Below are 10,995 nucleotides of genomic sequence, written 5' to 3'. Positions count from 1 at the left end.
CGCCTGAGCAAACTCCTGGGTGAGCAGTTCGAGCGACCAGGCGTCGGAGACGATGTGATGCATCGCGAAGTGGAGCACGTGCGAATCGGGTGCGAGACGTACGAGCGTCACGCGCAGCAGCGCGTCGCGTGTGAGGTCGAACGGGCGCAGCGAGAGGTCGCGCAGCAGCGGTTTGATGCTTGCTTCGGCATCCGGATCAAGCTCGCATTGCTGCCAGTCGTAGCGAGTCTCGCCGACGATCTGCCACGCCACGCCGTCGTGTTCCTCGAAGCGCTTGCGCAAGCTCTCATGGCGCGCGCACACCGCCTGCACGGCGGCCCGAACAGCGTCGGTGTCCAGCGTGCCGTCGAGTTGCACCGCACCCGTAATGTTGTAGCTGGCGCTCAGCGGTTCCAGACGCCAGAGAAACCAGAGACGTTCCTGCGCGTGCGACAAGGGAAACCGCCCGCTCTGGCCAGGAAAAGGCACGATCGGCAGGCTCGCGCGCGCGACGCCGCGCTCGGCTAGCCTCGATCGGAACACCTTCCGCTTTTCCGGTGGCAACCCGACATACGCCCGGGAAACGGAAAGCAACTCGCTATCCAGGTCGCGTGCAATTTCGCTCATCTCGTACCCACTCCGATTTACGCACAACGCCGGACCTCGACCGCGCTCACTGGCGGTCGAGGTCCGGCTATTCTTATGTTCTGCTTATTTACCAACGATATTTGCCGACAATATTTGCCGACGAATCGCCGACGAATCGCGTCGTCTCACACCGGCGTATCGCGCGCTTCCCGCACCGGGGCGTCCGCATCGAGCATCAGCTCCGCCATCGCGTCGTCCCCGTCCTGCGCTTCACGCGCATGCTGCTCATGGGCTATCCGCTTGCCGCCGCCCTGCTTCGCGGCGGCGGCCGCACGGTTACGTCGCGCGAGAAATGGGCAACGGTCCGCGGCCGCCTCGTTCGTATCGGCGAGGAAATACTGCTTCCATTCGAGATTGCCCGGATCGCCGTAAAAACCCAGATCCGGATGCGGCTCTACGTCGTCCCACTTGCGCAGGCGTTCGCGCACCTGGTTGCGCGCTTCGCGGCCGATCACCTTGTTCGTGATGGTGTCGACGAACACCGCGCGCGGCTGCAGCAGCAGGACCATGCCCGGCCCGAGATTGCGGCTGTGACGCTGCGCGAACGAAGGACAGGCGCAGACGACGAACATCTGCACGCCGCCGAACGAGAACTCCCATTCCTCGTGCGAGGGATCGGGCTGCCGGTCCGCCTGGGGATCGGGATCGACGTCGTGCAGGAATTGCAGCGTGTCCCAGAACAGATCGTGATACGTCTGATGCGAAAGCGGCTCGGCATCCGGCTCGAAAAAGATCGCAATGTTGTAGCGGCGAAACTCCGGCTGCGAGGCGAGCCGCGTGAACGTCGCCATGGTGGCGGGCAGCCCGCTCGTGTCCTTGTCGCGCACGTAGGCATAAAACATCTCGCCGCGCCGCTCGGCAATGGTGCCGAAGAAACACGGGTATTCCGGGTGCATCACGAGCGAGCGCAGTTTTTCGTAGGACCCGCCCAACCATTGCGGAAACTCCGTTACGCCAATCTGCTCGCCGTGAATGATCCGCGAGCGCCAGTCGCTTGCGCCTCGTTTGCCGCTTTCCCGCGTCGCTTCGCTCTTGTCTTCGGGCTGCATGACCCTCTCCAGTCGGAAAAATCGCTGCATGTGGGCAGGCGCTGCGCCGGTGCATTGAAAAATGCGGGCGAAAACGTCCCCCGGGGCTCGTCCAGACGAGCCCTTCGACATGCCTTTAGTAGTACCTATGATGCGCATCGGTGCGGGGGCTCCAGCGCCCCGCCCGACCACGAATGGGGCGATGCCCCATTCATGCCGCGCTTATGCGGCCTGCTCGGCCTCCCGGCGAGGCGCGTCGAGCAGCTCGGCGATCCACTCCTCGGGAATGATCGGCTGATCGTAGGTGCACTCCTCGCAGATCACGGTCGAGCCGTGCAGACGGCCGTCCGGAATCAGCACCTTGTCGCCCTGCTTCATTTCGAGGCGCATCCCGAGGTTGCCCCAGAAGTGCATCTGCACGGTGTCCTGCGGCGCGCTGCTCTGGATCACGACGAGCCGGTGATCGTTGTGGACGTGCGTGGTCGAGCACATGTCGCGCGGCTCGACGAACGTTTCGCGGTCGATGCCGGGGCATTCGGCGGCAATGCGGCGATCGATCTTCTCCGCGAAGGCGATGTAATGCTCGATCGCCGATAGCCACTTGAGCTGTTCGCCCAGGTCCCAGCGCGCGCGCTCCGCGAGCTTGACGCCGGCGCCCAGGCCCTGAGAAACACGGAAGCGCCCCTCGGCGCCGTATTCCGCTTCGAGCGCGGCCAGCGCCCGCGCGAAGCGTCCGCACAGATCGCCAGCGGCGTCTGTCTCTGCGGCCCCGGCGCGCGCGCGTTGCGGCACCAGATGAGGGCAAGCCGCTGCCAGCGCCTGCTGGAACGCGACCGCTTCGGCCTCGGCGGCAAAGGCGGCGCCCAGCAGCGCGAAGGCGCGGTCAGGCCGCGAGCCCAGCGCGTAGAGCAGGTTGCACTTCGCCATGCTGGTCGGCAGATAGAACTGCCAGTACGAGTGCTCGCGCTTCGTCACGCCGGCGAATTCCGCCACCGTGGCCAGCAACGGATCGCTCGCCTGCGCCGCGAGCTGCGGCCGGTCGGCTGCGGGCACCGCGTTGAAATAGCCCGACACCTCGGCCCGCTCGACCGCCACGCGGCGCGACGGCGCGAGGCTCCAGCGCTGGATCATGATGAAGCGCAGCCCGTCGACGAGATAGTCGTTGCGCGCCAGCATCGCGAACATGTCGGCCCAGAAGGCGGTTTCGTCGTCGATCAGCGTGCGCAGCCGCTCGGCGAGCGCGGCGGACGTGTCGTCACGCGTGGCTTCGCGGCCCAGAAACGTGAACCCGTAGTGTTCGAGAAACGGCCGGATGCGCGCGCCGAGCACCTGGTTCTGTTCGCCGTAGAACGCATCGAACCGCGCGAATTCGCCGTCCACGTCCTTACGCGGCATGCGCGCCACGCCCACTTCGTTGAGGCTCATGAGCAGGCGTTGCGTCGCGAGCGACGGCAGGCGGCTGATGCTCAGCGCCGGCACGGCTTTCTTGAACTGCAGAAACTCCAGGTCTTCGGGGCGCAGCGGACGTCGGTAGAACTCCTCATCAAGTTCGAGTTCTTCGACGGCCGCGCTGCGAAACGCCTGATGCGATGCGAATTCGCGAATCAACCCGATGACTTCCTCGCGCTGGGCGAGGTAGGGGGCAAAGTCAAACAGCGCAGACGACTTGTCCATTGATGTATATCTCCACGTGAGACGCTGACCGTCAGGCGTACGATCGCCGCAGCGAGTCGTCGAACCGTTCGCCATGGCGCAGCACGCGGGCGAGGCTGCCGACGACCAGCTCGATCAACGCATCACGGTGCGTATTGATGAAAAAGTGACCTGCATCGAGCGATTCGAGCCGGAACGGTCCGCTCGACTCGGCCTGCCAGTCGAGCAGGTTGCGCGCATCGCCAACCAGCTCCTCGTCCTGCGCGCCGCCGATGGCCAGCACGGGACATTGAAGCGGCGGCCGCTGCCGGTAGTCGTAGCTGCCGCACAGGTGAAAATCGGCCCGCAGGAACGGCAGCACGAGCTCCATGAACTCGCGGTTGGCGAGCAGTTCATCGGGCATGCCCTTGAGCGAGCGCACCTCGTCGAGGAATTCGGCGTCCGGGCAGGTCAGCCAGTGCAGTTCACGCTCGCGGCGCGACGGCGCCTTGCATGCCGAGACACCGAGCCACACGGGCGAGCGACCGAGGCGCGCCCGCAGCGCATGCGCCAGCTCGAAGCCGATCAGCGCGCCCATGCTGTGCCCGAAGATCGCGAACGGGCGCTGCAGATGCGGCTGCATATCGTCGATCAGCAGATCGAGCAGTTCCGGCCATTGATGCATCGCTCGCATGCCATGCCGCGTGCCGCGCCCCGGCATATGAAGCGGCACCAGCTTGAGCCAGGCCGGCACGCGCCTCGCCCACTCGCGGTAGATGGCCGCGCTGCCGCCCGCATAGGGCAGGCAGAAGAGCGTGAGCGCGGCCTCGCGGTCCGATTGAGCAAACATGCCGGCCGGTCAGTGCGTCGTGGCGGGCGTCACGTTGCCGTCCATCGCCTGGCGCAGGCTCGCGGGGCGCATGTCGGTCCAGTGCTCCTCGATCCACGCGAGGCATTCGGCTTTGGGGCCTTTCTTGCCCACGGCTTTCCAGCCGCCGGGAACCGCCTTGTAGCTCGGCCAGATTGAGTATTGTTCCTCATGGTTCATCACCACCTCGAACTCAGCGCTCTCGTCATCCCAGCTCATTCGACACTCCTGTCTTGATCTTTTTCAACGGCGCCCCGCACTTTCGCGGGCCGGCTGCAACCACAGTTTGCGAACCCTTCTCAAAGACTGAATAAGAATCGTTCGCAAAAACACCGGCAAATTATGCCTCCTTGAAACGCTTGTCAAGGTATTTTCCCTAGGCACCGACAAATCGCACGGCGTCAATCGCCGCCATGAAACGCGAGCGTATTTTTCGCGCGTTTTTTGTAACAAATTGCTTCGCGTCCGATGTATTGGGCATAGAGGAGCATCGATCGATGTCGCCATGATGACGACCGCAATCGCATCACAATGCGCCGTCCTACCGTGCCGTGGCGCGGTTTCCTCCGCGATCCTGGCCCGATTACCGTTGACGGCTACAAGGATTTGAAAAAACTGAAATGAGAATCGCTTATACTCCAACGCTCCAATTCTCCGCGAAGCCAGCGTCGCCATGATGCAGACGCGCCCGAGCCTTTGCGGATCAAGGCAGGCATCGGCGACGACGAACGCGTTCGCTCCGCCGTCCCCGCCTCCGTACCCGAAGGCGACACCGCCAGAGAAGCACCCGCTACCTTCCGACGTGCAATGAGACCATTGACCAGGCGACACCGAAAAACTGCCCTCCTGACGCTGACCCTGTTGCTGTTCGCCTGGATCCTCTGGCTGTTCTTCTTTCGCATCACTGAACATATTTCCACGGTGACCGTCACGCGCGGCGACATCGAATCGAACGTCACCGCACTGGGCACGCTGCAACCGCACAGCTATGTCGACGTGGGCGCGCAGGCCTCGGGGGAAATCCGCCGCATCCGCGTGCAGGCCGGCAGCAAGGTTCAGCGCGGCGACCTGCTGGTCGAGATCGATCCGAGCGTGCAGCAGGCGAAAGTCGACGTGGACCGCTCGGCGCTCGACAGCCTGCGTGCGCAGGTCGCGAGCGCGAAAGCGCAGGCCGTGCTCGCGCAGCAGCAATACGCGCGTCAGCAACGCATGGCGGGCGACGGGTCCACGCGCGACGAGGACGTGCAGACGGCCTACGCCGCGCTGCTCTCGGCGCGCGCCAACATCGACAACCTGCGCGCGCAGATCGAAGGCGCGCAGTCGAACCTCAAGGGCGACGAGGCGCAACTGGGCTACACCCGTATCTATGCGCCGATGTCGGGCACGGTCGTGACGCTGGACGCGCGCGAAGGCCAGACGCTCAACGCGACCTATCAGACGCCGAACATCCTGCGCATTGCCGATCTTTCCACCATGACCGTCTGGACCCAGGTTTCGGAGGCCGATATTGCGCACGTGAAGCCGGGCATGCCGGTCTACTTCACGACGCTCGGCTCGGACGAGCGGCGCTGGACCGGCACGGTCCGCCAGATCCTGCCCGCGCCGCCCAATCCCAATTCGTCGCCCGACGCGACCGGCCAGCAGTCGGCCGCGCCGGCGGCGGCGCAGCCCGCGGGCAAGGTCGTGCTCTATACGGCGCTGTTCGACGTGGCCAATGCCGATGGCCTGCTGATGCCGCAGATGAGCGCCCAGGTGTTCTTCGTGATCGCGCGCGCGAAGCAGGCCGTGATCGCGCCGCTCTCGGCGCTCACGCCTGTCGATGCGCGCGCCGGCCGCTACACGGCGCGTGTCGATCAGGATGGCCGCATCGTCACGCGCGAGGTCCGCATCGGCGTGCACGACCGTCTGAACGGCGCCGTGCTCTCCGGCCTGCAGCCGGGCGAGCGCGTCGTCACGGGCATCACGCGCACGCGCGCCAGCGACGGGAGATTCACGTGGTGATCTGCAATCCAGCGCCCGCGAGCGACACCACAGCCGGCGTGCGCGCGACGCCGGCGCTCATCGATCTGCGCGGCATCCGCAAATCGTACGGCGGCACCGCGCGTGGACCGGACAACCGGCCCGTGCCCGCCGTCGAGATTCTGCGCGGCATCGATCTGACGATCCACGCCGGCGAATTCGTCGCGATCGTGGGCGCGTCGGGGTCGGGCAAGTCCACGCTGATGCACATCCTCGGCTGCCTCGATCGCCCCACGTCGGGCGAATATCGCTTCGCCGGCCACGATATCGCGCGCTTCAGCGCCGACGAGCTCGCCTGGCTGCGTCGCGAAGCATTCGGCTTCGTGTTCCAGGGCTACCACCTGATCGCCACCGAATCGGCGCGCGAGAACGTCGAAGTGCCGGCCATCTACTCGGGCATGCCCGTGGCCGAGCGCGAGCGGCGCGCGGCGGACCTGCTGACGCGGCTCGGGCTCGGCGAGCGTCTCGATCATCGTCCGGGCCAGCTGTCGGGCGGCCAGCAGCAGCGCGTATCGATCAGCCGCGCGCTGATGAACGGCGGCCACATCGTGCTGGCCGACGAGCCCACGGGCGCACTCGATTCGAAGAGCGGCGCCGAGGTCATGCAACTGCTCGAAGACCTCGCCGACCGCGGCCACACCATCATTCTCATCACGCACGATCGCAGCGTGGCCGCGCGTGCGCGGCGCGTCATCGAGATTCGCGACGGGCAGGTCATCGCCGATTCGGGGCCGGCCGCGGCCGGCCAGAGCCGTCCGTCGCTCGACGCCGATACCTTCGTCGACGCCATGTCGGCGGGCGTCGCGCGCACGGCGTCGCTGCTCGCGGACACCCGCGAAGCCCTGCGCGCGGCATGGCGCGTGCTCTGGATCAACCGCTTTCGCACGCTGCTGACGCTGCTCGGCATCATCATCGGCGTGGCGTCGGTCATCGTGATGCTCGCGATCGGCGCCGGCACCGAGCGCGAGGTCATCGAGAAGATGGCCAGCTTCGGCACCAACCGCCTCTATGTGATTCCGGGCGGCGACAATCCGCGCGGCCCCGGCGGCGTGCTGACCGAGGCCGACGTCAAAATGGTCCGCCAGGTGCCCAACGTGGCCGCGGCCATGCCCTTTCTCCAGGGCAACGTGACCGTGCGCTACGCGAGCAAGGACGTGCAGGTGCCGCTATGGGCGGTCACGAGCGACGCCTCGCGCATCCTGAACTGGAAGACGAGCCGCGGCATCTTCTATACGCCGCAGGACGACCGGCACCTCTCCACCGTGGTCCTGCTCGGCAAGCGCGTCAGGGAGAAGCTGTTCGGCAGCGCCAATCCGGTCGGACACTATCTGCTCGTCAACAACGTGCCGTTCCAGGTGATCGGCGAGCTCGACGAAAAAGGCGCGACCTCGGGCGACGCCGACGACGACAACGTGATCCTGATGCCCTACTCCACGGGTAGCCGCCGGATCGTCGGCACAACGAATCTTTCGTGGATCTCGGTGCTGGTCGACAAGCTCGATCTCGCCGACCAGACCGCCAGCACCATCACGAGCACGCTGGAGGCCGCGCACCACGTGCACGACTTCCAGGTGTACAACAGCGCGGCGTCGGTGAAGGCGCAGACGGAAACGCAGAGCACCCTCACGCTGATGCTGGGCCTCATCGCCGCGATTTCGCTCGTGGTGGGCGGCATCGGCGTCATGAACATCATGCTGATGACCGTGAAGGAGCGCACGCGCGAAATCGGCATCCGCATGGCGACGGGCGCGCGCCAGCGCGACATCCTGCGCCAGTTCCTGACCGAGGCCACGCTGGTGTCCGGCGTGGGCGGCATCGTCGGGGTGGCCGGCGGCCTGCTCGTCGGCGCCATTCTGATCGCCTGCAACGTGCCGGCCATTTTCTCCATCCGCGCGATCATCGGCGCGTTTGCCTGCGCCGTGCTGACCGGGCTCGTGTTCGGCTTCATGCCGGCGCGCCAGGCGGCGCGGCTCGATCCCGTCGCGGCCCTGTCCAGCGAATGATTGCCATGAAACGTCGCTTCGCCGCTCTGCCGGCCCTCTCTACACTTTCGGCGCTCGCCCTGTGCGCCTGTGTCGCCCGGCCGCCGCTCGATGCGGGCATCGCCGCGCCGCCCGCCTGGCGCTATGGCGGCCCCGCGCGCGGCGCGCCCGTCGCCGATGACTGGTGGCGCGCCTTCGGCAACGCCGAACTGGACCGGCTCGTGCAGCAGGCCACCACGGACAACTTCGACATCGCGGCCGCCATTGCGCGCGTCCAGCAGGCGCGCTCGCGCGCGCGCATCGCGGGCTCGCCCATGCTGCCGGTGCTGTCCGGTTTCGCCGACGCGAGCCGCGAAGGCGGCCTGCTCGTCAGTGACAGCGAGCTCCAGGGCACCAGTTTCGATCTGGGGCTGGCGGCGAGTTACGAGCTCGACTTCTGGGGCAAGAATCGCGCGCTGCGCGACGCCGCGCAGGCGAACTTTCACGCTTCGGTGTTCGACCGCGATACGGTGGTGCTGACGGTATCGGCCAATATCGTGGCTACATGGCTCCAGGCCGTGTCGCTGCGCGAGCGCGGCGACATCGCACGGCGCAATCTCGGGACCGCCCGCCAGATCCTGGACACCGTCGAATCGCAGTACCGCGCCGGCGCCGCCACGCAGCTCGACGTCGCCCAGCAGCGCGCGGCCGTCGCCGCGCAACGGCGCGCCGCCGAGGCGCTCGCGCAGCAAACGAACGACAGCCTTGCCACGCTGGCCGTCCTGTCCGGTGTGCCCGTCCCGCAATTGCAGTTGAGCACCGCGTCGCTCGATGGGCTGACGCTGCCCGACATCGATGCGGGCGTGCCCTCCTCGGTGCTCGTGCAGCGGCCCGATCTCGCGCGCGCCGAGGCGCTGCTCGCGGCGGCGAATGCGAACGTCACGGCCGCGCGCGCGGCCATGCTGCCGAGCCTGACCTTGAGCGCCACGGCCGGATTCGGCAGCGAACGGCTGCACACGATCTTCGACAATTCGCTCTATAGCGTGGCGGCCGGGCTGACCGCGCCCATCTTCAACGGTGGCGCGCTGGCCGCCGGACGAGATCTCGCCATGTCGCAGCGCGAGGAATTGCTCGCCAGTTACCGCAACGCCATCATCTCGGCATTCGGCGACGTCGAGCGCTCGCTCAACGCCATCGATGGCATCGACGCGCAAATCCGTTCGCAGAACGAAGAACTGAATGAAGCGCAGCGCGCGCTTGCGCTCGCGCAGAGCCGCTATCGGGCCGGCGCGGATACGCTGATCGTGCTGCTCAATGCGCAACAGACGCTCTTTAGCGCCAATGATGAAAACGTGCAGTTGCGGCTCGCGCGCCTGCAGGCGACGGTGTCGCTATGCCGGGCGCTCGGCGGCGGCTGGCGAGTGCCCGCGGACTCGCATTCGGGATAAAGCCGTTGGGGTTTCCGGCCCGCGTGCACTCGCGCCGGGTCACGCTTTCTTGCGTGTAGCGGGGTCTTGAGGTTTGGGCCGGCATGCAGAGCAGTAGCCGTGCAATACGAGCTGGTGACCGGTCAGCACGTAGCCGAGACCGTCCGCCACGGCTTTTTGGCGCGCGTCCATCAACGGATCGGAGAACTCGTCCACTCTGCCGCAATTGACGCAAATAATGTGATCGTGACGCTTGCCCTGATTCAATTCGTACACGAGCTTGGTCGAATCGAGCATGCTGCTGGTGAGAATACCGGCGTCCACGAGTTGGCCGAGCACGCGATAGACCGTCGCGAGGCCAATCTCGACCTTTTCTTCGACGAGATGCCTGAAGACATCTTCAGCGCTGCAATGGCGAGATTCGGTCGAGCGGAAGAACTCCAGCACTTTGACCCGCGGCGTGGTGATGCGCAAGCCTGCGCTCTGGAGTTCTTCAACAACCTGTGACGACATGGGAAAACCGAAGTGAGTGGCGGCGGAAAGTAATAATTATTTTAAAGCATTGGACGCCGCGCTTCGATTTGTAATCGCTATGACTCGACAGTCGACGTAGCGATAAGAGCAACAGAAATTATTCTTATTTCTTTTCAGAATTAGCGTTTGATTGGGGCCCCGCGAATGTCGGCGAGCAAGCGCCGGTGTCGCATTCATAGGCGAGACAGCCGAGATACCCGTCAATATCCGGTAGCCAGCCATAGCGCAACGCAAGCGCGCCTTCGAATGCATGCGCATTGTCGACCACCTGCGGCTGCCCGCATGACCTCTCCTCGCGCGAATCGACACGCAGCGCCAGCAACCCTGCCGTGATACCCAAACCGAGCGCCTTCAGCAGTGCCTCTTTTGCCGTCCAGCAACGGAAGAATTGCACCGGCTGAATCTCGGGCGACGACCGTTCGATCGCCTGAAGCTCGGACGGCGTACAAACGAGCGCGGCGAGTTCGCGCCAGTTGAGCGCTGCGTCGATACGCTCGATATCGATGCCCACGGTGCGCCGGGACGATATCGCGATCAGCGCGTGATCGCCCGAATGCGACACATTGAACGACAGCCGGCCGCACGCCGAACCGGCCAGTTCCGGTTTGCCCCGGCCCGATACGACAAGCGGCACAGCGGCCGGATCGATTCTCAAATACTGCCCTAGCAATTCCCGCAGCACCGAGCGCGTCGAGGCAAAGCGAACCCGGTCCGCCAACTGGTGAAACCGGGCCGCCCTTTCGCGTTCAGCGGTGTCGAGAAAGGGCGCCTCATTCGGGCGCACGCCATCGAAATCGAATTACACATGCCATAAATCGATGTCTTCCGGCCATCGGCCTTCCGCCAGAAGGCGCACTGCCCGTGATGAGCGCACGACCGGCTCCCGTACTTCATCGCTG

The 10,995-nt window shown here is 65.6% G+C and carries 10 protein-coding genes; 3 read left to right on the top strand and 7 right to left on the bottom strand.

Annotation, left to right across the window (positions count from 1 at the left end; all coding sequences use genetic code 11):
* The 5 genes from U5775_RS27375 to U5775_RS27355 form a co-directional block, all read right to left on the bottom strand.
* The coding region (locus U5775_RS27375; protein ID WP_322061237.1) for a condensation domain-containing protein at window positions 1-606 on the bottom strand (606 nt) is incomplete at its 3' end.
* Window positions 607-752: 146 nt separating this feature from the next.
* Window positions 753-1,676 carry a YqcI/YcgG family protein gene (locus tag U5775_RS27370; protein WP_322061236.1) on the bottom strand — a complete coding sequence of 308 codons (924 nt, stop codon included), beginning with the start codon at window positions 1,674-1,676 and terminating at the stop codon, window positions 753-755.
* 201 nt (window positions 1,677-1,877) lie between these two features.
* A complete protein-coding gene (locus U5775_RS27365; protein WP_322061235.1) occupies window positions 1,878-3,329 on the bottom strand; it encodes a peptide synthetase in 1,452 nt (483 codons plus the stop codon).
* 31 nt (window positions 3,330-3,360) lie between these two features.
* Complete coding sequence (locus U5775_RS27360) at window positions 3,361-4,137, bottom strand: thioesterase II family protein (protein WP_322061234.1); 777 nt, start codon at window positions 4,135-4,137, stop codon at window positions 3,361-3,363.
* 9 nt (window positions 4,138-4,146) lie between these two features.
* Window positions 4,147-4,374, bottom strand: a complete 228-nt coding sequence (locus U5775_RS27355; RefSeq protein ID WP_322061233.1) for an MbtH family protein — start codon at window positions 4,372-4,374, stop codon at window positions 4,147-4,149.
* Window positions 4,375-5,016: 642 nt separating this feature from the next.
* Between U5775_RS27355 and U5775_RS27350 the strand changes: the two genes are divergently transcribed.
* The 3 genes from U5775_RS27350 to U5775_RS27340 are packed head-to-tail and all read left to right on the top strand — an operon-like array spanning window position 5,017 to window position 9,583.
* Window positions 5,017-6,156 (top strand): efflux RND transporter periplasmic adaptor subunit, encoded by a 1,140-nt coding sequence (locus tag U5775_RS27350; RefSeq protein WP_322061232.1) that lies wholly within the window; start codon window positions 5,017-5,019, stop codon window positions 6,154-6,156.
* A complete protein-coding gene (locus U5775_RS27345; RefSeq protein WP_322061231.1) occupies window positions 6,150-8,177 on the top strand; it encodes a MacB family efflux pump subunit in 2,028 nt (675 codons plus the stop codon). The genes U5775_RS27350 and U5775_RS27345 overlap by 7 nt, the downstream gene beginning before the upstream one ends.
* Before the next feature lie 5 nt (window positions 8,178-8,182).
* A complete protein-coding gene (locus U5775_RS27340; RefSeq protein WP_322061230.1) occupies window positions 8,183-9,583 on the top strand; it encodes an efflux transporter outer membrane subunit in 1,401 nt (466 codons plus the stop codon).
* Window positions 9,584-9,622: 39 nt separating this feature from the next.
* Here the strand turns inward: U5775_RS27340 and fur are convergent, their stop codons facing one another.
* Both fur and U5775_RS27330 read right to left on the bottom strand, forming a co-directional pair.
* Window positions 9,623-10,075, bottom strand: a complete 453-nt coding sequence (gene fur, locus U5775_RS27335) for a ferric iron uptake transcriptional regulator (RefSeq protein WP_322061229.1) — start codon at window positions 10,073-10,075, stop codon at window positions 9,623-9,625.
* 124 nt (window positions 10,076-10,199) lie between these two features.
* A complete protein-coding gene (locus U5775_RS27330; protein WP_322061228.1) occupies window positions 10,200-10,880 on the bottom strand; it encodes a 4'-phosphopantetheinyl transferase family protein in 681 nt (226 codons plus the stop codon).
* Between the last annotated feature and the right edge of the window lie 115 nt (window positions 10,881-10,995).

Origin of the sequence: Paraburkholderia sp. J63, assembly GCF_905220245.1 — a bacterium.
GTDB lineage: Bacteria > Pseudomonadota > Gammaproteobacteria > Burkholderiales > Burkholderiaceae > Paraburkholderia.
Note: the sequence above shows the minus strand (reverse complement) of the source record. Positions and strands in the feature narration are given on the sequence as shown.

Excerpts from the sequence above, each read along its gene's own strand:
- U5775_RS27340 (WP_322061230.1), top strand. The coding sequence starts at position 8,183 with ATGAAACGTCGCTTCGCCGCTCTGCCGGCCCTCTCTACACTTTCGGCG.
- U5775_RS27355 (WP_322061233.1), bottom strand. The coding sequence starts at position 4,374 with ATGAGCTGGGATGACGAGAGCGCTGAGTTCGAGGTGGTGATGAACCAT.
- U5775_RS27360 (WP_322061234.1), bottom strand. The coding sequence starts at position 4,137 with ATGTTTGCTCAATCGGACCGCGAGGCCGCGCTCACGCTCTTCTGCCTG.
- fur (WP_322061229.1), bottom strand. The coding sequence starts at position 10,075 with ATGTCGTCACAGGTTGTTGAAGAACTCCAGAGCGCAGGCTTGCGCATC.
- U5775_RS27370 (WP_322061236.1), bottom strand. The coding sequence starts at position 1,676 with ATGCAGCCCGAAGACAAGAGCGAAGCGACGCGGGAAAGCGGCAAACGA.
- U5775_RS27365 (WP_322061235.1), bottom strand. The coding sequence starts at position 3,329 with ATGGACAAGTCGTCTGCGCTGTTTGACTTTGCCCCCTACCTCGCCCAG.